At 42.9% G+C, this 23,745-nt stretch carries 12 protein-coding genes; 9 read left to right on the top strand and 3 right to left on the bottom strand.

Annotated features, from left to right (window positions below; genetic code table 11):
* Nucleotides 1–51: 51 nt before the first annotated feature.
* The 6 genes from ACQKCG_RS05245 (at nt 52) to ACQKCG_RS05220 (ending at nt 15,986) form a co-directional block, all read left to right on the top strand.
* Nucleotides 52–948, top strand: a complete 897-nt coding sequence (locus tag ACQKCG_RS05245; protein WP_101204982.1) for a 16S rRNA (uracil(1498)-N(3))-methyltransferase — start codon at nt 52–54, stop codon at nt 946–948.
* A 173-nt stretch (nt 949–1,121) separates the two neighbouring features.
* Nucleotides 1,122–2,834, top strand: coding sequence for a putative bifunctional diguanylate cyclase/phosphodiesterase (locus ACQKCG_RS05240; protein ID WP_101204981.1), 1,713 nt, complete (start codon nt 1,122–1,124; stop codon nt 2,832–2,834).
* A gap of 608 nt (nt 2,835–3,442) precedes the next feature.
* Nucleotides 3,443–5,236, top strand: coding sequence for an acyl-CoA dehydrogenase C-terminal domain-containing protein (locus ACQKCG_RS05235; RefSeq protein ID WP_101204980.1), 1,794 nt, complete (start codon nt 3,443–3,445; stop codon nt 5,234–5,236).
* Nucleotides 5,237–5,584: 348 nt separating this feature from the next.
* Nucleotides 5,585–7,369, top strand: coding sequence for an acyl-CoA dehydrogenase C-terminal domain-containing protein (locus ACQKCG_RS05230; protein ID WP_101204979.1), 1,785 nt, complete (start codon nt 5,585–5,587; stop codon nt 7,367–7,369).
* A 237-nt stretch (nt 7,370–7,606) separates the two neighbouring features.
* Entirely contained in the window at nt 7,607–10,051 is a 2,445-nt protein-coding gene (locus ACQKCG_RS05225) for a site-specific recombinase (protein WP_101204978.1), read from the top strand.
* Between the two features lie 625 nt (nt 10,052–10,676).
* The gene (locus ACQKCG_RS05220; RefSeq protein ID WP_201556088.1) at nt 10,677–15,986 is read left to right on the top strand and encodes a tandem-95 repeat protein; all 5,310 of its coding nucleotides are present in this window, start codon (nt 10,677–10,679) and stop codon (nt 15,984–15,986) included.
* Between the two features lie 204 nt (nt 15,987–16,190).
* Here the strand turns inward: ACQKCG_RS05220 and ACQKCG_RS05215 are convergent, their stop codons facing one another.
* The gene (locus tag ACQKCG_RS05215) at nt 16,191–17,027 is read right to left on the bottom strand and encodes a symmetrical bis(5'-nucleosyl)-tetraphosphatase (protein WP_101205014.1); all 837 of its coding nucleotides are present in this window, start codon (nt 17,025–17,027) and stop codon (nt 16,191–16,193) included.
* 141 nt (nt 17,028–17,168) lie between these two features.
* Complete coding sequence (rsmA, locus tag ACQKCG_RS05210; RefSeq protein WP_101205015.1) at nt 17,169–18,032, bottom strand: 16S rRNA (adenine(1518)-N(6)/adenine(1519)-N(6))-dimethyltransferase RsmA; 864 nt, start codon at nt 18,030–18,032, stop codon at nt 17,169–17,171.
* Nucleotides 18,033–18,552: 520 nt separating this feature from the next.
* On the opposite strand from rsmA, the gene ACQKCG_RS05205 reads away from it, so the two are divergent.
* Nucleotides 18,553–19,332 (top strand): transglutaminase-like domain-containing protein, encoded by a 780-nt coding sequence (locus ACQKCG_RS05205; RefSeq protein WP_101205016.1) that lies wholly within the window; start codon nt 18,553–18,555, stop codon nt 19,330–19,332.
* A gap of 161 nt (nt 19,333–19,493) precedes the next feature.
* Here ACQKCG_RS05205 and pdxA read toward each other — a convergent pair whose 3' ends face one another.
* The gene (gene pdxA, locus ACQKCG_RS05200) at nt 19,494–20,594 is read right to left on the bottom strand and encodes a 4-hydroxythreonine-4-phosphate dehydrogenase PdxA (protein WP_101205017.1); all 1,101 of its coding nucleotides are present in this window, start codon (nt 20,592–20,594) and stop codon (nt 19,494–19,496) included.
* A 297-nt stretch (nt 20,595–20,891) separates the two neighbouring features.
* Here pdxA and dnaB point away from each other — a divergent pair, with 297 nt between their 5' ends.
* Both dnaB and alr read left to right on the top strand, forming a co-directional pair.
* Nucleotides 20,892–22,295: a replicative DNA helicase gene (gene dnaB / locus ACQKCG_RS05195; protein WP_057760393.1), complete on the top strand. Its 1,404-nt coding sequence runs from the start codon at nt 20,892–20,894 to the stop codon at nt 22,293–22,295.
* Nucleotides 22,296–22,579: 284 nt separating this feature from the next.
* On the top strand, nt 22,580–23,686 hold the full coding sequence (gene alr, locus ACQKCG_RS05190; protein WP_101205018.1) for an alanine racemase: 1,107 nt from the start codon (nt 22,580–22,582) through the stop codon (nt 23,684–23,686).
* Nucleotides 23,687–23,745 lie beyond the last annotated feature (59 nt).

Below are 23,745 nucleotides of genomic sequence, written 5' to 3'. Positions count from 1 at the left end.
CTATAGATCTAATAATAACTATACTCAATCAAATAATAGGAATAAGACCACGTGCGACGTTTTTTTTATGCCGTTAACAACGACAATACTGATACCTCACCACTGCCTAAATTGGGTGAGTTACCGCTAGGTAGCAATGTCGAATTGCCAGATAGCGTTGTCCATCACTGGTGCCGTGTACTACGAGCAAGTATTGGTGATCAAGGGATCTTGTTCGATGGATTTGGCGGCGAATATACAGTAGAGCTACAGGCAATCAGTAAAAAAAATGCCACTGCTACTTTGCTTACACATATAGACGACGATCGTACGCCGCCTACTATCACTCAGATTGGTTTGGTAATGAGCCGCGGTGAGCGTATGGATTATGCTATTCAAAAAGCAACTGAGCTTGGGGTAACTGCTATTCAGTTGCTCAGCAGCCACCATGGCGAAGTCACATTAAAACCTGCTCAAGTTGAAAAGAAACTGGCACATTGGCAACAAGTAGCGATTGCCGCTTGTGAACAATGCGGTCTTAATCGTCCGCCCCTCATTCTTGCGCCACAATCTATCAATGAATGGCTAAGCAATACCAATTCTGATGCTAAGACTACTGAGGCTATGGCTACTGACGTTACAAAGACGCAAATGGCCGTCAGTTCTATCGTTTCTGTGCTTAGTCATGATCCTTACTATCAAGTATTAGCAAACGCTGCAGATCTATGTATGCAAATGAGTGTACCAGCAGCAGGACAGCCTGCTATGCCTAACGCTTTACCCGATACTCTCAAACAACAGACCCCTTATATCAAACTGTTGATCGGGCCTGAAGGTGGTCTGAGTCAAGATGAATGTCAGCAAGCGGAGAGTGTTGGCTTTAAGCCTTGGCAAATCGGCACAAGAGTCTTGCGTACCGAGACTGCACCAGTGGTAGCGTTAGCTACTTTACATGCCTTAAGCACCTAGTAAAAACTGATAAGTATTAGTATGACTATCGTAGTTTTTATCTTTTATGCTTATAGTCCAGAATAATGTCTGTTCTGTATCGTGCATAGTAAAACGCGATGCCAACTCAATGTTAATAAATTGATAATGCAGTTCTTATTTTTATAAGCCCTTATCTTTTGTGAGCCACTATTATGAGCAATTTTGACACTATTCCAGTATCAATCAAGCAGCAGTTGATGAGTACGCTATGTGAACAGCTTGAAGACGCCATTTTTATACTAGACGAAAATCTACGTTATTTATCTGTTAATGCCAGTTATGAGCTTTTGATTGGCTACAAAGAAGAGTTCTTGGTTGGTCGGCCACTTGGTATTTATGCTGCTGAGTTTTTATCAGAAGAAGAGCAAGTAATTCTAAAAGATATCAAGAAAAACTTAAACGAACATGGTTTTTATGAACTTGATTTTTCGATGGCCAACCGTTATGGACAGAATATTGACTGTCATATTACTTATCGCAGAATTTATATAGATCAAATGTCTTATCATATTGGTATGCTGCGTGATATGTCTGCAGTTATTAAAGATCAAAAACAGGTCGCCCATTTGCTCAACTATGATCAGCTCACGGGGCTCCCAAACCGCAAGGTGTTTTTGAGTCAGACAAGTGACATGCTATTGGATAGTTATCAAGAGGTTGTCCTTGTACGCTTAAATATTGATCGTTATCGCAATCTTGCCAGCCTACTAGGGCCTGATGGTGCCAATGACTTGATAAAAAACTTTGTAGAAGAAGTCGAAAAGCTCAAACTGCATAATTTACGCTCTTTTTCTCACTTTGGGGGTGATGATTTTGCGCTATTATTTGAAGTTAAAGATGCCAATATGGTACGTCATCAGCTAGACACACTCATGCAAATGTGTGAGCGTCCCTTCTCTACTGACAAGAGCCATGCGACAGATGCAAATATCTATTACCATATTTCTGTGGGTGTGAGCTGTTTTCCAAAAGACGATAACGAAGTAACGGGTTTATTGACCAAAGCAGAAAAAGCATTGGACTATGTCAAGCAGCATGGAGGCGATGATATACGTTGGTACGATGAGGCCATTGAAAGCGCTACCGCTGGCAGTTTAGAGTTAGAATCTGAGCTTAGGACTGCTACCATTGAAGGTCAATTCGTTCCTTATTATCAGCCAAAGTTCTCATTAGAGACTGGTGCTATCACAGGTTTTGAAGCATTGGTACGTTGGCAACACCCTACTCGCGGATTGCTCAAGCCCGTTCATTTTATCAATGCCATTATCGCGCACAAGCTCTCCTTTGATTTGTTTTCGCAACTGGCCATTAAAATTGTCAAACAACTAGCCATTTGGCAACAGCAAGGGTTTCATCAACACGTCTGTATCAACGCTGATGCTGCTGAGTTCAGCCACCCTGACTTCTTTGATATGGTAAGCACACTACTGACCGAGAATGACGTTGCTGCCCATCAATTGCACATTGAAGTGACCGAGTCGTCTTTGATTCAGCGTCATGATAATGTAAAAAAACAGCTTAACTCGCTTAGAGAGCTTGGCGTACGTCTAGCGCTCGATGATTTCGGTACTGGTTATGCATCATTGAGCTACTTGCAAGAATACCCATTTGATTTTATCAAGATTGATAAGAGCTTTATCTCCAATATTGAAACTGATCGTACCCAACACGCAATTGTAAAAGCCATTTTAGACTTAGCAGTCGCTTTAGACATGCAGGTCGTTGCTGAAGGTATCGAAACTGAGCAGCAGCGCGATGTGTTGTTAGATATGGGTTGCAAAATTGGTCAGGGCTATTGGTTTAGTAAACCCGTGGCTGCTGATGTCGCCACTGAGATGCTGATTAAACAAAATGCTTCTGAGTAAACGCTAAACTATTCGTTATAAGTTATAAGTTATAAGTTATTAATCATAAGCTACTATGTTCAGACTCCTAGCATACGAGCATGTTTAATGTTTATCACGTTTATATCTGTGACATAACTTACATGCTCAGTTCTACCAAATAGTGTTGTAATTTGTACTGATGCGTTTGTCTTTATGGCGAACGCTATTTTTTTGGCTGTCATTTTTTCATGTTAATACTAATCATATAGAGGACTATCTGTCTTAGTAACGTTAGAGTTTTCATATGCTTAATGCTGCTGCTTCCTAGCGCCTAACGTCGATTGCATAACCGATGCAAGATAGGTTCATGACTTATCAGTCCTGTCACCAAACTTGTATAATCACCTATGAAAGCCTATCTTTTATAGTGAATTTGTTAGAGCATATTTAATCTCTCATTGACTCTGACAATCACCACTCTTTTCAACACTATTTTATGTAATCGATAGCATGGTTGACCTGCTTTACTGTTTATCCTTTATTTAGATTTTCAGATTGGCTAGGTAAGAATAACGCACTAGAGGATAGTGCGACCATATGCTCATTATTGGCTATGATCGGTTACATTCCAAAAAGGACAGGAAGTTATGCAATACAAAGCGCCCTTACGTGATATCCAATTCGTTATGCATGAACTACTCGATAGTGAAAGCCACTACAAAACTTTGCCTGCGTTCCAAGAAGCTGACCGTGAGCTAATGGACAGCCTATTTGAAATGGCTGCAAGCTTTGCTGAAAACGAACTGTCACCATTGAACCAAAGCGGTGATGCTGAAGGCTGTAAGTTTGATAATGGTAAGGTCACCACGCCAAAAGGCTTTAAAGAAGCTTATGACGCGTATTGTGAGCTTGGCTTCCCTGCTTTATCTGCTGAAGAAGATTTTGGCGGTCAAAACATGCCGTTCTCATTATCTACTGTCATCAATGAAATGGTTGGTACGGCTAACTGGTCATTTTCTATGTACCCTGGCCTATCACATGGTGCTATCCAAACCATCGAGCATCATGGTACTGACGAGCAAAAGCAAACTTATTTAGAAAAAATGGTCACTGGCGAATGGTCAGGCACCATGTGTCTTACTGAAGCGCATGCGGGTTCTGACTTGGGTATTATCCGTACCAAAGCTGAGCCTAAAGAAGATGGGAGCTATAGCATCACGGGGCAAAAGATTTTCATCTCTGCCGGTGAGCATGACCTAACCGGTAACATCATCCACATTGTATTGGCTCGTCTACCAGGCGCACCTGCTGGCACCAAAGGTATCTCATTGTTTATCGTTCCTAAAATGACGGTTAACGCAGATGGTAGCGTTGGCGAAAGCAACAATGTTGTTTGTGGCTCTATCGAACATAAAATGGGTATCAAAGCCTCTGCAACTTGTGTCATGAACTTCGATGGCGCAACAGGTTACTTGATTGGACCTGAAAACCGTGGCCTACAGTGTATGTTCACCTTTATGAACGTGGCACGTATCGGTACTGCCGTGCAAGGTTTGACTGCAGCAGAGTATGCATTCCAAGGTTCATTGACTTATGCAAAAGACCGCTTAGCGATGCGCTCACTATCAGGTACGAAAGCACCAGAAAAAGCGGCTGATCCTATCATCGTACATCCAGCGGTTCGTAACATGCTATTGACTGAAAAAGCCTTTGCTGAAGGTGGTCGTGCGCTAGTTTATTATCTCTCACATTTTGCAGATACCGTCGCAAAAGGCGAAGGCGAAGAGTTGAAGTTTGCTGACCAAATGTTATCACTACTGACACCAATTGCTAAAGCGTTCTTGACTGAAACAGGTTTAGAAGCTGCTAACCATGGTATTCAGGTTTATGGTGGTCATGGTTTCGTTAGCGAATGGGGTATGGAGCAGAACGTACGTGATACGCGCATTTCTTGCTTATACGAAGGTACCACAGAGATTCAAGCACTTGACTTGTTAGGCCGTAAAGTCCTAGGTTCACAAGGTAAGCTACTTGCGAACTTTGTAAACGTTATCCAAGAATTCTGTGAAGAAAACAAAGAAAATGACGAGATGGGTCAGTTCATTCGCCCACTTGCCAAGCATCTTAAAGAATGGGGCGATTTGACTGCACGCATCGGCATGCAAGCAACTGAAACGCCAGACGCTGTCGGCGGCGCTGCAGTAGACTATATGTATTTCAGTGGTTATGTCACCCTAGCCTACTTATGGGCACGTATGGCACTGGTTGCTCAGACTGCTATCGCAAACGGTACTGGCGAAAAAGCATTCTATGACGCTAAAGTTAAAACGGCTCAGTTCTACTTTGCTAAGCTATTGCCACGTACTACTACGCACGTACAGCGTATCAGCACTGGTGTAGAGCCATACATGAGCATGGACGTTGATCAGTTTGCCTTTTAATTAAAGCGCTAAACTTTGCAATCGTGTAATCCTGAGCGGCAACATACTTCGGTGTGTTGCCGCTTTGTTTTGCGTATGCTTATGACGACTATCGACATAGTTTTAACAGTAGCAACTATCTATAAGTACCGACCTGTCTACCTTCTCACATTCTGGTTATCAGTAAGGTATCTATAAGCACTTCAATAGCCGCTGCTAACTTTTGGTGTACGCACAATTCACGAAGAAATACACTCGCTCACAAGCTTATTTGTTAAACTTTGATTATTAATCGCTAAGGTTATACCAAAAGAACAGTTGATAATCTTAACAACTTCAATTTTAATTATTTGAACCAAAGGAATGTTTATGGCTGTTTATAATGCCCCTCTTAATGACATGCGCTTTATCTTAAATGACGTATTCAAGGCGCCAGAGTTTTGGCAAAACAACGAAAACTTGGCTCATGTCGACATGGAAACTGTCGATATGATTTTAGAAGAAATGGGAAAACTGTCAAAAAACATTCTACTTCCTATTAACCGTAGCGGTGATGAAGAAGGCGCAACTTTCGAGGGTGATGGCGTCGTCACGACTCCGACAGGATTCAAAGAAGCCTATAAGCAATATGCTGAGTCAGGCTGGGTCGGCTTAAGCGGTAATGCTGAATACGGCGGTCAGGGCTTCCCTAAAATGGTTACCATGCTCACCGAAGAGATGGTTTTTACTGCTAACCAATCATTTGCTCTGTATCCAAACCTAACGGTTGGTGCGACGCTTTGCTTAAATGCGGCTGGCTCTGAAGAGCAAAAGCAAACTTATCTAGAAAAAATGTACAACGGCGAATGGGCTGGCACTATGTGCTTGACAGAGCCGCATGCTGGTACTGATTTGGGTATTATCAAAACCAAAGCCGTGCCTAATGATGATGGTAGCTATGATATCTCTGGTACCAAAATCTTTATCACTGGTGGTGAGCATGACCTTACTGACAATATCATTCATTTGGTATTGGCAAAAACACCAAATGCACCAGAAGGCTCAAAAGGCATCTCACTATTTGTCGTACCAAAATTCTTGGTCAATGCAGATGGTAGCTTAGGCGAGCGCAATACGTTAGCGGTAGGCTCTATCGAACACAAAATGGGTATCAAAGCCTCTGCGACTTGTGTCATGAACTTTGATAACGCCAAAGGCTGGATGGTTGGCGCGGAAAATACTGGTCTATCATCTATGTTCATCATGATGAACTACGAGCGTGTCACTATGGGCTTGCAAGGCCTTGGTGGTTCTGAGCTTGCCTATCAAAATGCAGCGTTATATGCCAATGACCGCGGTCAAGGCCGTAGCGATACACAGCTACAAAGCCCAGAAAAACCCGCTGATGCTATTATCCATCATGCTGACGTCCGTCGTATGCTATTGAACGCCAAAGTAAACACGGAAGCGTCGCGCTGTTTTGCGATGTACGTTGCCAAAAACCTTGATGAAGAGAAGTTTAGTACCGATCCTGAGTCAGCCAAAGCGGCTGCGGCTCGTGTTGCTCTATTAACACCAGTTGCTAAAGCGTTCCTGACTGATAAAGCACTGGAAGCCACTGTTGATTGTCAGCAAGTATTTGGTGGTCATGGCTATATCCGCGAATGGGGTATGGAACAGATCGTTCGTGATACACGTATTGCACAGATTTATGAAGGCACCAACGGTATTCAGGCGCTTGACTTACTAGGTCGTAAAGTTGCTCGTAACAACGGCAAGTACGTCACTCACTTCTTGGGTGAGATTCGTGACTTTGTTAGCAACATGCAAGCAGACCACGCTATCAAACAAGCTACGTTGAATGCAGCAGATACCATCGAAGAGCTAACCACCACTGTGCTTAACAATATCGGTGAACGCAAAAACGAAATCAATGGCTGTGCGGTTGACTACATGCATGCGTTTGGCTACCTTGCTTACTCGTACATGTTTGCGTTGATGGTAGAAGCTGCTAATGGCAAAGAAGGTGAGTTTTATACCAATAAAGCCAAGCTTGCTGACTATTTCGTCGGTCGTGTCTTACCGCGTATCGATGCTCATGCACAAATGGTCAAAGCTGGTAGTGACCCAATGATGAACTTTGATCTTGCTTATTTTGATGTTCCTGCAAGCTAAGCTAGCTTTACAACTCACCTAAAATACCTTGATTAAAAGGACAGTCGTGTTACTGTCCTTTTTTTTGTCAAAATAACTGCTAACAAAATAATTCAATATCAATAGGCAGTTCCGATTAAAATAACGCAAGACAAGATGTCGCTCGACTACAATTGAACGATTGGTAAACATTACTCAACCACTTATACCGACTTAAATAATAAAAACGACTGAAACAACCATGATAAAGGGTGCGACGTGTCAGAATTAAAACGCATTTTACAACAGATTACCGCCTTGAGCGACGTGCCAGATCCTGCGGTACTCAAACGCTTGATTGATGAGCTACGAGTCAGTGATAAAGAACCTGCATTGGCCAACGAAAAAATTCAATCCCTTATTGATATCATACATCAGCATCCAGAATATGGTGATGGGCTGTCTAGTTTTGTGCTAAAACTGATTATCCAATATCGACAAATCGCGCTGTATACCGACACTGGTATCATGTCCGATCAAGGGTTCTTTAACAGTTTACGCCGTTTGATTGGCCATCGGTTTTTACCATTATTACCACAAGATGACTCTGTCGTTGAACTGGTGAGCTACTTATTTAATAAACGCTCTGATGAACGTTGGCTGGCCAATATTGAAAAGGAAAAATGGGACAAATTGGTTGAGCTGGTTCGCGTAGAAGAGAAACACTTAAACCTAGTCGCTACCGCAAAAAACAGTATTTTAAACGCCATTATCATTTTGTCTTATCGCATCAGCGGTATCGGCTTGCATCCTGATTTGATGGAGTCCTATCCGCAGATACTGAACTACTCAGCATCTTTTGTTGCACAAAATCAAGAAGCCGTACTCTTTGTCAATCAATATCGTCAAGCACATGAGCTTGATACCTTGACAGATATCACGCCTGAGCAAGCAGTCGACCCCGCACCATTATTGGTTATGCTTGAACAGTGCGAAGATATTGTTGCTACTGTACGCAAGCGGATTTATAAGACCGGTATCTCCATCCGTTTGACTAATATGATGCTGCGTCTAGATCAAAGTTTGCAGCGTATGCGGATTTTGACTGAGTTGGTCACAGACGATAATCAAAAGCGAGATCGCGCTGTTATTGAACTGATACAGGCGCTTATCACTACGGCTAATCAGCGCTATAGTATTGGTTATTTGATTGATAATAATACTAAACTGCTCTCTCGTAAAGTCACAGAAAATGCCAGCCGCGTCGGTGAGCATTATATTAGTACCGACAAAGCTGGCTATCAAAAGATGCTCAAAAAAGCCTCTATTGGTGGCTTTGTCATTGCATTTATGGCAACTATAAAAATACTGGCGTATCACTTAGCGCTCGCACCCATGGGTCGCGCGTTCATCAACAGTATGATTTATGGTTTGGGCTTCGTATTTATTCATGTTATTCGCGGCACAGTCGCGACCAAGCAGCCAGCCATGACCGCGGCTGCAATCGCTTCTACCATATCTGAAGGCTCTGGTAAAAAATCACATCAGTTGACTAAGCTATCAGAATTAGTCGTCGATATCTTGCGCACCCAGTTTATCGCTATCATGGGTAACGTCATGTTAGCCGTACCCGTCGCCTTGATTATCTCTTTTGCTTGGTTGCAATATACTGGCGCGCCAATGATCGATACCGAAAAAGCAGGACACCTGTTACATGATCTCGACCCCTTTCACTCATTAGCACTACCCCATGCTGCCATTGCGGGGGTTTACCTGTTCTTATCTGGTTTGATTGCCGGCTACTACGATAACTTGGCAGTTTATAACAACGTAGGCGCGCGTATACAACGTCACAAATTATTAAAATACATATTGCCTAGTTCATGGCTTCAGCGTTTAGGCGGCTTTATAGAGGCCAACTTGGGCGCTATCATGGGTAACTTCTTATTCGGGGTGTTCTTAGGTAGTACCGCGACTATCGGCTATATCTTCGGCTTACCAATTGATATTCGTCACATTGCCTTTGCTTCAGCAAACTTGGCACACGGACTATTCAATATATCTGCTGATGACATCAGCTGGAGCCTCATCCTAATTTCTATACTTGGCGTGGCACTTATTGGTCTGGTCAACTTGATCGTTAGCTTTTCGTTGGCACTGTTTGTCGCCCTACGTTCTAAAGAAGTTCGATTTTTTGAATGGAGTCGCCTCACAAAGCTGGTATTTGGCCATATTATTAGTCATCCATCTGATTTTTTCTGGCCACGTGATAAGCCTATGAAATATGCGCGTATCGATAGTCAGGGTCACATGATATTTGATGATACTTCCGCACAAAAAAATGGCAAATCTATACCAAGTAATTATGTGGTAAGGCGTCTGTCTGATGTCAGGATACTACCTGAATCTAAACATGCTGATGCTCAACATTCCCAGACCAATACCGACATCAACTATGAAAAGCAGCCGTCAGATGAGCATACGCAGCCGTACAACTCTCCTGAAAGGGTAATGGATCTGGACGATGGTTTAGTTGATGACGAACTAAACAGCGTTCCTTATACTGATGATATTCAATACGATAAGGCCACCAAAACGATAAGTGCGATTGATAACGATGTTGTTAGTGATGAGCCAGACCACACTAACTCTGATGACAAGCAAACTGGTGACGCAAAAACACCTTTACCAAAACCTAAAAAACCACCAAAGCTACCTAGTTAAATAGGTAGTTGCGGTGGCTTTATGCTTGTTTAGTTGCTTACATCGTAGTTATTAAAAGATTTAACAATTTCATTTCGTTACTGACTTGGTACTCACCACCTAAACCTTCCAAAGTCACTAAATTTAGCCACTTTATCTAGAATAATAACCTATCCCCAAAAGTATGGCTCATCCTACTCTATTCAGCTACCTTCATTTAATAAAGCCGCTATACTCGCAGTTTGTTCACAAATATGCTGGTATATTTTTTATACTGAAGACCTTTTACTTCAAAATCCGTTATGAGAAAAGCATAATAATCTAACTGTTCACTATCACTTCATATAGCCATATGAGCATAAACTAACGATACTATAATTGTCTCTCTGTTGTACTTATATACTCTTGAACAATTATCAATCGACCTACTCACACTTTCTTGTATCTTACAAACTTCACAATGTTTCTCACTAAATACTTATTATGCAATGAAATAGGAAACTAAGAAGTACAGTCTTATCCACTATTAAATTAAACTTATGTAGGTTATTATAATTGTTGTTAGTTAATGTTACCTATTTACAACACAAACCACTCTAAACATAAATACTTCTTAACCCATAAGAAGTTCTAATAAGGATATCTAATGGCACAAGCAACTCAGCTCATCTTGCAAAAAAATAATGCTGACTTAGTAAATCAAGTATTAAATAGTAATCAACCTACTAAAATAGTCGCTGAAGAAGGTATGCAGATTACTTTAATAGATTCTAAGACAGGCCAACCCGCCAAAAAATTACAAGCTAAGAAAGTGGCTGATAACTTACTGATTGCAGATGAAAATGGTGAGGCATTGCTCACTATTGAGGATTATTATCTAACTGATAATATTACACTTGGTACAGTGAGTGATATAGGTTTTGTTGAGTTTAATTATGTAAGTGCTGAAACAGGCGCAACGACACAAATAGCTTCAGAAACATCCTATACAACACTTGTATCAGAGATGCTAGGTGATGCTTCATTAATCGAAGGCATCAGCAATGGTGCTCTACTGGGTTCAATTGGTGCTGCCGCGTTAGGAGTAGCAGCTATAAGTAGTAATTCAAGCGATAGCTCACCAAAATTACCTGCTAACGAATTACCTGTCTCCAAAAATTCAAACATCGAAGCTACCGAAGACACCGTAGCGACTGGTCAATTAGAAGCAGCCACTGATGCGGATAGCGACAATTTAACCTATGCCATTAAAGACAATGCCGCCAATGGCACTGTTACCGTCAATGCAGATGGTAGTTACAGCTATACGCCAAACGCCGATTTTAATGGTGAAGACAGCTTCACTTATACCATTGATGATGGTCAAGGCGGCATGACCACTCAAACCGCAACCATCACTGTTGCAGCAGTCAATGATACACCAGTGGCTGAAGACAACAGCATCAGTACTGATGAAGACACGGTCGCAGAAGGTCAGCTTGTCGCTACCGATATCGATGGTGATGATCTGACATTCGCCTTAGATACCGATGCTAACAATGGCACAGTCGTTGTCAACGCAGATGGCAGCTATAGCTATACACCAAATGACAACTTTAATGGCTCAGACAGCTTTACCTATACAATCACTGATGGTACAGAAACCATTACTCAAACGGCTACGATCACTGTTGCTTCAGTCAATGATCTACCTGTCTCCAAAAATTCAAACATCGAAGCTACCGAAGACACCGTAGCGACTGGTCAATTAGAAGCAGCCACTGATGCGGATAGCGACAATTTAACCTATGCCATTAAAGACAATGCCGCCAATGGTACTGTTATCGTCAATGCCGATGGCAGCTATAGCTACACCCCTGATACTGACTTTAATGGTGAAGACAGCTTCACTTATACCATTGATGATGGTCAAGGCGGCATGACCACTCAAACCGCAACCATCACTGTCGCTGCCGTCAATGATGCGCCAGTGGCTGAAGACAGCAGTATCAGTACTGATGAAGACACGGTCGCAAAAGGTCAGCTTGTCGCTACCGATATCGATGGTGATGATCTGACATTCGCCTTAGATACCGATGCTAACAATGGCACAGTCGTTGTCAACGCAGATGGCAGCTATAGCTATACACCAAATGACAACTTTAATGGCTCAGACAGCTTTACCTATACAATCACTGATGGTACAGAAACCATTACTCAAACGGCTACGATCACTGTTGCTTCAGTCAATGATCTACCTGTCTCCAAAAATTCAAACATCGAAGCTACCGAAGATACCGTAGCGACTGGTCAATTAGAAGCAGCCACTGATGCGGATAGCGACAATTTAACCTATGCCATTAAAGACAATGCCGCCAATGGTACTGTTATCGTCAATGCGGATGGCAGCTATAGCTACACCCCTGATACTGACTTTAATGGTGAAGACAGCTTCACTTATACCATTGATGATGGTCAAGGTGGCATGATCACTCAAACTGCTACGATTACTGTCGCTGCCGTCAATGATGCGCCAGTGGCTGAAGACAGCAGTATCAGTACTGATGAAGACACGGTCGCAAAAGGTCAGCTTGTCGCTACCGATGTTGATGGTGATAATCTGACATTTGCCCTAGACTCAGGTGCCAGCAATGGCACAGCAATAGTCAATGCAAGCGGTAGCTACAGCTATACACCAAATGCCAACTTCAATGGCTCAGACAGCTTTACCTATACAATCACTGATGGTACAGAAACCATTACTCAAACGGCTACGATCACTGTTGCTTCAGTCAATGATCTACCCGTCTCCACTGACAGCAGCAGCAGTACCAATGAAGACGCAGAAGCAACTGGCACATTGGCTACCGCTACTGATGCAGATGGTGATGAATTAACTTATGCATTAAAAGACACTGCCGTTAATGGCACTGTTATCGTCAATGCAGATGGCAGCTATAGCTACACCCCTAATGCCAACTTTAATGGCTCAGACAGCTTTATCTATAGCATTGATGATGGTCAAGGTGGCGTGATAACTCAAACCGCAACGATTGATGTTGCACCGATTAATGATGCACCAGTGGCTGAAGACAGTGTTATTGCCGCTATAGAAGACACCGTTGCTGAAGGTCAACTAGCAACAGCTACCGATGTCGATGGTGATGAACTGACATTCGTCCTAGCTACCGATGCCAGCAATGGCACAGTGGTAGTTAATGCTGATGGTAGCTACAGCTATACGCCTAATACTAACTTTAATGGCTCAGACAACTTTACCTATACAATCACTGATGGTACAGAAACCATTACTCAAACTGCCAATGTGACGGTTAACTCATTCAGCGAAGTGTATAACCGTGAACTACAAGGAACGTTTGAAACTACTGTTGTTAGTGAAAAGCAAGTATTAGTAGATAAGCAGTCATCCAATACTTTGTATGACACTATAGTTTTTGAAGTAACGGGTGATAATGCAGGTGTAACTTTAAGTCTTTTTGATTCTTCTCGAAATATTAACGCAAATGGTAGTTATACATTAACTGGTCCATCAGGCTCTTCTTCAGGGAATATTAATGTTTTCTCGGCAGGATCAAGTTCATATAATAAGAGTTTAGGTAGTAACCTTTCCCCAGGTATTTATACTTTAAGTATAGGTATACAAGAAAACGGTTCAACCATTAGTCTTGATGTCGTTGAGTTTAAAGACGTTGAAAAAACTGAGTTTGTAGGCTATCAGAGTATCATGGGTAATATCTTTGCTGATGACGACGGCGGTATCAACGCACCTAATGATTATGAGCTTCAGATAAACGGACAATCACTGATATCTCAAGCAAGCAGTTCAGCATCTAGTCCTATTGTTATAGATACAGACAATGGTCAACTTGAGCTATCAGCTGACGGCTCTTACATCTATCGTTCGAATGGCAATGAGCTTGGTTTAGACCCAGATCAGTTGGCAGAGAAGTTCGATATCAAAGTAGTTGACTTACAAGGGAGTTATATTGGTGCTTATCGTGTCAATATCACCTCAGACACAATGCCTCCAGAGCCAGGTGAATTAGTCTTCAATAATTTTGAAGATACAGGTATATCTCAAGACGATGGCGTTACTCAAGACAATACTTTTGATCTAACCATTAAAAATAATGAAGCAGATAGCCAAGTTGAATATCAGTATTCAACCGATCAAGGCGCGACTTGGGCAGTATTGGCAAACGGTACGGCTTCTAACTTAGCAGATGGTGACTATAGCTTTAGAGCCAAGGTAACAGATGAAGCGCTTAATGAAAGCTTTACCGCTGTAAGAGACATCACTATCGACACTACCGCTCCTATATTAGGTCAAATTCTAAATTTCAATACGGCTACCAATCAGTTAGAAGTTAATGCAGATATCGATCAAGACACGTTGCAAGCCTTTAAGCTAGAAAACGGTACTTTGGTACCACTTGCTGATGTCACTAACATTCCATTTGTAGAGGGCAATTACCAAATTCAAGCGTCTGATGTGGCTGGAAATAGTACTTCTCTAGATTTTGTAATGTCTACCGCCTCAGAGTACTTTGAGTCAGCGGATATTATTGACATCGTAAAAGGCTCTGTCGGAAACGATTACATCTATGGTGACAATGGCGATGATATTTTAATATCTAATGGTGGTAGTGATCATCTAAATGGCGAAGCGGGTAATGATACTTTAATTTATGGCGGCAATTCATCTGGTAATATTAGATTTAATGGTGGACAAGGAGATGATGCTTATGTCATTGACGTCAGAGATTTTGTAAATAGTCCACTACTGACTATTCAAGACTACAATGGAGTGAATAGACTAAATCTAAAAGGCGTTAATCCATCTGATATTAATCTAACTCGAAATGATAACAGCCTAGAAATATCGACAGCTGATGGAAAGATAAATCTATACGATCAGTTTGAGACTGGCTCCAGTTTTGCAGGTGTTGACAACATCTATTTCGACGATGGCACGGTCTGGGATAAAGAAACTATAGATACTTTAACAGGTGGAAAGATCGTTGGTACTGATGGTGACGATGTACTAACGCTAGATAGTGAAAATTCTGTATTATATGGTGGTGATGGCAATGATACGCTAACAGGTAGTGTTAACGATGACTATATTTACGGCGGCAATGGCGATGATATTTTAATATCTAATGGTGGTAGTGATCATCTAAATGGCGAAGCGGGTAATGATACTTTAATTTATGGCGGCAATTCATCTGGTAATATTAGATTTAATGGTGGACAAGGAGATGATGCTTATGTCATTGACGTCAGAGATTTTGTAAATAGTCCACTACTGACTATTCAAGACTACAATGGAGTGAATAGACTAAATCTAAAAGGCGTTAATCCATCTGATATTAATCTAACTCGAAATGATAACAGCCTAGAAATATCGACAGCTGATGGAAAGATAAATCTATACGATCAGTTTGAGACTGGCTCCAGTTTTGCAGGTGTTGACAACATCTATTTCGACGATGGCACGGTCTGGGATAAAGCAGATATCGAAAGTATGGTAAATACTGGCGGTAGCAATGCTCGTAGTATAATGTCATTCGATGAAGCGGAAGACTCTTCTAATGATGCTTACAGCACAAGTGACGACTTTATTGATATGAGCTCATTGGGTGGTAATATTGATATGTATCATGGTAACAATGCTGCTTTAGCCTTCAATAATACAGACGCTACTATCCAGATGATTACCTTTGTAGATTCAGAGCAAATAAAGCTACCTAAAATTGATGACTTACTTGATGTAAATAATAATGAATTAGTGTTTGAAAGCGCTGATGTAGTGAGTGCAAATACAGCTAATGAGACTGCTACTAAAGTATTTAATGTAGCCTCTGAGCCGTCAACAGCCGTAGATTTCACTATAGGGCAAGTGCAAGCGCTTAATGATAATATGCAAACAGAAGCGATGTTCCATATTATATAAGGCTCTGTTGTATACCGTACTCAATATTTTAAAAACGGGCGATGAAATTCATTGCCCGATTTTTGTTTGAAGCATACTCTATTGGAACCAGTTATTTCACTCAATAAACCTATTAATAGACTACTTAAAACAGACTGGTATAATGGAACTACTTATAACAGACTGTTTATTTAGCCTTGTATATTAAGACGCTTATAACCCTCTTTATGGACTCGGGCACTGTGCGCTTGAGGTTATTACCTTGCCGTCACCCAATCTATAAGCCAATAGATAATTACCCCACACGCAGCCACCGTCGAGTGCGCGCGCATGTGGCAAATCAATTTCGCCTTTTAGCGCAGCCCAATGTCCAAATAGTATCTTACGAGTGCGCGGTACTTGCCACTCAAACCAAGGCAAAAAATCGGTTGGCATAGCCTCATCTAAACCCGCTGAAAAGCTAAACTCAAGTAACCCGTCCTGCTTACACAAGCGCATACGCGTAAAGTAATTAGCAATTGCACGCATCTTGGTAAATCCTTCGATACCTGCATGCCATTCATCCGCTTCTTTGCTATATAGATTCGGCAGCAATTGATCGAGCTGATTCAAATTACTTTGCAGCTGAGCTTCTAATTGCTGTGCGTATCCTGCAGCGGCTTCAATACTCCAATGCGGTGGAATCCCTGCATGTACTAGCACCGTGTGCTCATCAGGATAGGCTAATATCGGCTGCCTACGTAACCATTCGAGCAACTCATCACAGTCATCCGCAGCAAAGATAGGTGCCGTTTTGTCTTTATTTTTAAGCTTGGCGGCCCCGCGCCAGACTGCTATCAAATTAAGATCATGATTGCCCAATACCGTTGCCGCAGCGCCTTGCTCACACAACGCTTTGACATGACGCAGCGTGTTCAATGAGTCCTCGCCGCGTGCTACCAAATCACCAGCAAACCATAATTTGTCTTGGGCAGGATCGAAATCCAGTGTTTTTAGCAATTGTAGATACGCAGCATAGCAACCCTGCAAGTCACCGATAACATACTGATGGCGAAAACTCATAACACCTCAACGATTTAAACACGATAGTTAAAGACAGCTCGATAAGAAATAAATACTTAAGTACTGGTCATAAAAATAAAGCATAAAAAACCGCCATTATAATTGACGGTTAGTAGCATGCTTTTATGTATCAAAAATACACTATACGTCTAGCTGTTGTGAATGATTGCTTAGGTTCACAAAGTCTGTGACGCTCAAGGTCTCAGGACGTGCCTGCGGATCAATACCACAAGCCTCAAAATCGTCTTCGCTCAATGTCGGCAGCAACGTTGATTTTTTGAAGATAGCACGTAGCGTCTTGCGACGATGGTTAAAAGTCTCACGTACGACAATAGCAAAGTGCTCTTCATCATTTGCGACTACTGGTTTGTTAATATGCGGCGTCAGACGGAACACGGCACTGGTCACCTTTGGTGGTGGATTAAACGCACCGCGAGGAACGGTTAGCAAATAATCTGTATCACAGTGGTATTGCATGATGACCGATAAGCGGCCATAAGTCTTGCTACCCACGTCGGCTGTGATACGCTCGACCACTTCTTTTTGTAACATAAAATGCATGTCTTGAATCACATCGGCATAGCGAAGCAGATGAAATAAGATAGGCGTTGAGATGTTATACGGTAGGTTGCCCACTACGCGCAGCTTACCGCGCTCTTCACTATATAGCTCACGGTAGTCCACATGCATCGCATTGTCTTTGATAATCTCAAAGTTTGGATGGCTATTGGCACCGATACGAATACGCAAGCTATCTGCCAAATCACGATCTAGCTCCACCACTGTCATTGCATCCACTTCTGCCAATAACGGCTCGGTCAATGCGCCCATACCAGGCCCAATCTCGATCAAATTGTCATCGCGCTCTAGACGAATACTTTCGACGATTTCGCGAATGACGCTAGTATCATGCAAGAAATTTTGGCCAAAGCGCTTACGCGGCTGATGTTTGGCAGCACGTAAGCTGTTAGAAATAGTTTGAGCATCAAATGAAGTTTTGGACATAAAAGAGTCTTAATGTATAAAAGATAAATGGGCGATGATAATGTAATGGCAGCGATATACTGACTTTATAATGGTGAATTATACCACAGCTCATAATTAGGCTGTGTTTTTGAATAATTATTATCGATAGACGAGCCATGCTTTCGAGTAACCGACCCGGTAACTTTTTACCTCTACATCCATTTAATATAAACTCTGATTATGCTAAATGGCAGCGTCAAACCAAGCGCTAGCAGACAGAAACAAGTCCAAAGATAAAGTCATCATAACAATCGCGGCGTAAAACTAAATCGATAATTAATCGATTTTTAACACTTCTTGGGTTTAATAAAGCCCCACTGCATAACGCAATTGGTTATGTTTCACCTTTTGAGTTTGAAAAGCGCTATTATGATAATTTAACCCTGTCAGGCATTGCTGTCTGACTCCAGTAAAGTAAGCCAGTCTCTGATATAGTCGAGGCGGTTCAGCCCTACGCGATCGTCAGCCCGCCAGATAAATACCCTTAGGGAATTCACATATGATCCTGAAACTTAACGTCACCCTCCATTATCGACTCTCAGAGCCAATGGATCTTTTGCTTCAGATTGAAGCTGCTGATCTTGCGGATCAGCGGGTGCGTTCGACCGAGATTTGGACATCAGACGTTGCGCATTTTTCACGGGTCGCCGCCGATGATGGTATAGGAGAACGGATTTGGATTCACGCTGAAGGGGATTTTAGCTGCACTTATCTCGCAGAAATCGCCGTTGACCGTCCTGCCTTAGACATATCGGCACTGTCCCAAACGCCCCTGCACCTTTTGCCCGGAGAGACAATCAGGCATTTGATGCCGTCTCACTATTGCCCTTCAGAACAGTTCCATGCCTTCGTGGACGCCGAGTTTGGCAATCTCGCTGGCGGCGCACGGATTGCCGCGATGCGCGACTGGATCGAGTCGGCATTCAGCTATGTACCCGGATCGAGCCATGCACAAACCACCGCGCTCGACAGCTTTGCTCAACGTCAGGGCGTATGCCGCGACTTTGCGCATGTTCTCGTAACCCTAGCGCGCGCGTCGTCGATACCAGCTAGGTTTGTGAGCGTTTATGCGCCCGATGTGACACCACAAGACTTTCATGCCGTGGCCGAGGTCTATCTTGAAGGAAGTTGGCACCTCATTGATCCAACGGGTATGGCAGGTGCCGATACGATGGCCCGCATCGGTGTTGGGTCCGATGCGTCAAACGTCGCGTTCTTAACCTCGTTCGGATCCATGGAGCTGATCAACCAATCGGTATCCGTGACCAGACAAGCTTAGGGTCCTGATCCTAGGCTTTCGAGCCTGTGTTTAACACAGATGCTGTTCCTCATGCACGATAAAAGCTTTACTACATCGTCTTAAGTGGTTGCCTTTTTAGATAGACATTGCTAATTCTAACGTTGCCAAATACTGCGTGATAAATATCTATAAGCACTGATTTATACAGCAGGTACATCGATAAGTGACTTATCAGCCATCTCGTTTGCCATATTTAGTGCTTGATATAGACTGGTCGCACTCGCCCCGCCGCGTCCCGCCAAGTCTAGCGCCGTACCATGATCGACAGAGGTACGAATATAAGGCAAGCCCAAGGTTAAATTGACAGTATCACCAAAACCGTGCGATTTTAATACTGGTAAACCTTGGTCGTGATACATGGCAATGACCGCATCACAGTTTGCTAAATGTCTGGTGGTAAATAACGTATCGGCAGGCATCGCCTCTGATATATTGACACCTGCATCGATGAATTCTTGCAACACGGGATTGATAATCTCAATCTCCTCACTTCCCAAGTGCCCGCCCTCGCCTGCATGTGGATTGAGGCCGCAGACCAAGATACGAGGCTGCGTGAGACCAAACTTCTCTCGCATATCATCAATCACAATTTGTACAGTTTGGCGTACGTTATCCGTAGTAATCGCAGCAGGGATGTCCTTCAATGGCAAATGCGTAGTGACAAGCGCGACTTTCATCGCTTGATTGGCCAGCATCATGACGACTTTTTCACAGCCACTTTGCTGCATAAAAAATTCAGTATGACCACTAAACATGGTGCCGTCTAACAGCTTGATACCAGCATCTATCAACGCTGATTTTTGCAATGGCCCAGTGACGATGGCAGCGACTGTATTATTTATTGCCAGTTTATGAGCAATATCTAACTGCTGAGCCACCATCGCTGAGTTAGCGATATTGATTTGCCCGCAGACAACTGGTGCCGCACAAGGAATATTCAGTAGGATAAAAGCGCTATCAGCATCTATATCTTGCTGCGATATCTGCTCTACCAAGTTAACATCGAAATTATCGGTATTTATATCTGTATTGATAGTATGCCAACTAGGTATAATTTTGAGAACGCCAGCCGCGACCAACTCCTCTGCGCGAGTTTGCATCGCTTTAGCATCAGCAGTCACCCAAATTGGCCGAGCAAAATCTTGCAACTTACCCTCTGCTGCTAGTCCTAGTACTACGTCCATGCCAATACCTGCAGGCTCACCTGTCGTGATTAATAGCGGGCGCTTTTCTTCTGTCATAACAATAGCCTTTTTTATTTAAATTACTGATTTTATTATATTTATAATTATTGTTCTAAATTTTTATACTTAGATATTGTATGGTATCTCTTACTTCATAAAAAACAATCACTTCAGATTTAGTGCTTTATCAAGTCTAAAAAACCACATTATGTGTTAAACTTTCGCATCTGATTGTAGCATTTACAGACAAACCTGAGACCGCGTTTTGGTACTTCTATCGTAGAGGCGCGCTACGTTTGTATTGCTCTATCATCGACATCCTTTTTCATACCCATTTTAACTCATTAGGCACTCATGGCAGAAAACGACAAAACCGACGACTTACTCAATCAGACACCGCCGCACAATATTGATATTGAAAAGGCATTGCTCGCGTCTTTGATGAGTATCGAAGAGGCGTACGACAAGATTGCCGATATTGTCACCAAAGATGACTTTTATGCTGGGCGACATCAATACATTTTTGATGCCATTGCTCATTTGGCGGCAGTGAATGAGCCTTATGACACGGTCATGGTACACGACTGGTTAGAAGCGCAGAAATTACTCAAAGGTGCAGGTGGTGACAGTTATTTGGCTGATATTTTGAGCCAAAGTCCTGCGACTTTGTTTAACCTGACTGCCTACGCCCAGCGCGTGCGTGAACTATCAACCCTACGCCAGCTGATTACCACTGGTAATGACATGCTGACGCTTGCCTATAATCCAAAAGACCAAAGCGTTAGCGACATTCTAGACAATGTGGAAGGTAAGATATTTAGTATCAATGAGCAGCATAATAAACGCGCGGAACAGCGCGGACCTGTTGGTATTACCTCTGTCTTGACCAATGTTATCGATAAGATTCAAGAGCTAAAATCTAATCCCGATGGCATGATTGGTTTGCAGACGCCATTTGCCGAGCTGAATAACAAAACCCAAGGTCTACAAGCGGGTGATTTGATTATTGTTGCTGCGCGTCCTTCGATGGGTAAAACCACTTTTGCGATGAACTTGGCAGAAGGGATCTTGTTTAATGAAGATTTGCCAGTCGTCGTATTTTCGATGGAGATGCCTGCCGAATCTATCGTCATGCGTCTGCTGTCCTCATGGGGCGCGATTAACCAGACGCATCTGCGTTCTGGGCAAATGAATGAAGATGAATGGGCAAAGATGATGAACGCTATTCAACATCTGCAATCGAAGCATTTATATATTGATGACAGTACCGCCCTACCGCCGTCTGAGATGCGTTCTCGCTGCCGCCGTATTGCCAAAAACCATGACGGTCGCTTGGGTGCTATCGTAGTCGATTATCTTCAGCTGATGAAAGTACCCAGCTTAGATGGTAACCGTGTTGGCGAGATTTCTGAGATTTCTCGTAGTCTAAAAGCACTAGCACGTGAGCTTGAATGTCCCGTGATTGCATTGTCACAGCTTAACCGTAGTCTAGAAAACCGTCCAAATAAACGCCCTATCATGTCAGATCTACGTGAATCTGGTGCGATTGAGCAGGATGCCGATTTGATTATGTTCATCTATCGTGATGAGGTTTATAATGAAAACTCGGACCACAAAGGCGTGGCGGAAATCATTATTGGTAAACAACGTAACGGCCCTATCGGTACTATTCGTCTAGGCTTCGAAGGTCAATTTACCCGCTTTATCAATCTAACGCCAGAGTACTACCAAGGCGTCAGTTTTGAGAATGATGAGTAATTAACCTTATAAAATTTGATTCTGACAAAGACTAAGCCTTATATAGACTCAGTTTCAATTATAGGTTAATGAATAATTTTACATAACCAGTTTTTAATACAATAGCCAGTACCGCATCAACTCAATCGATGCAGTACTGGCTTTATATAGTCAAGTCTATATAAAGCCGCTACAGCGTCATCCTCGCTAAGCATACTAATGTATAACTTGCACTCGGTTTCCTTGTATCGAAATTATATTGAACTGACTATAACTTCATAATTCTACTCATAAAGAAGGCGATTATGCGCACTATCACCATAAAACCAAAAGCCCTTACTCATAACCTAAATCAAGTAAAAAAGCGTGCACCCCAGTCTAAGGTATTGGCTATGGTCAAATCCAATGCTTACGGGCATGGCGTGGCGGCAGTCTTGCCAGCCCTGCAGCAAGCAGATGGTATCGGTGTCGCGACTTTAACCGAAGCGCTAGAAGCTAGAGAGTTAGGTTGGGAGAAAACCATCGGTCTAGTAGAAGGTGCGTTTACCGCTGATGAGTGGCAGCAAGCGATTGATCATGAGATTAGCTGCGTGATTCACCACGGACCACAGCTAGAATGGGCCTTGCAAAATATCCCGCCAGCTGGCAGTGCAACCAGAGTGGCTTGGCTCAAATACAATACAGGTATGAACCGTTTGGGTTTTAACGCTGAGGGAGTGCTATCAGCAGCAAAACGCCTACATGAAGCGGGTTATCAGCTGATCCTAGCCACGCACTTCGCCAATGCCGATGACCACGATCATCCATTAAATGCGATGCAGATTGAGCGCTTCTCAAGCGTACTAGCGACTTTGAAAGATACCATTGGCCCAGATATCCAAGGCTCATTATGCAACTCTGCTGGTATCGTCAACTTTCCAGAACATCATTATGATTGGGTACGTCCAGGCATTATCTTGTACGGTAGCTCACCTGTCGTCGATAAAAGTGCACAAGAACTAGACTTGCAGCCCGCGATGGATTTCAGTGCTCAAATCATTGCTCTACAAACCGTTAGCGCCAATGATACAATCGGCTATGGTAGCCGCTGGCGTGCGCAGCAAGACACCAGAACGGCGTTGGTCAGCGTTGGATATGGCGATGGCTACCCACGTGTGGTCACTGACGATGCGTATGTCATTGTCATGGATGCTAACGACAGCCAAAGCTACCGCTGCCCAGTGATTGGGCGCGTGGCTATGGATATGATTGTTATTGATATCAGTAGCGCACCTGAGAGTCTTGCTATAGATAGCAAGGTCATGCTATGGGGCGATGCGCCGCGTGTCGATGAAGTCGCAGGTCATGCTGGGACGATTAGCTATGAGCTGTTATGTCGCCTTAGCATACGTCCAAACCGTACACAGGCATAATCATTAGCGGTACAGTCATTAGCGTACAAGGTATCTTGGCTTGCTAAGGAGATTTCGGT

The sequence above is a fragment of the Psychrobacter sp. NPDC078929 genome, from assembly GCF_050267985.1.
In the GTDB taxonomy this organism is placed as follows: Bacteria; Pseudomonadota; Gammaproteobacteria; order Pseudomonadales; family Moraxellaceae; genus Psychrobacter.
Note: the sequence above shows the minus strand (reverse complement) of the source record. Positions and strands in the feature narration are given on the sequence as shown.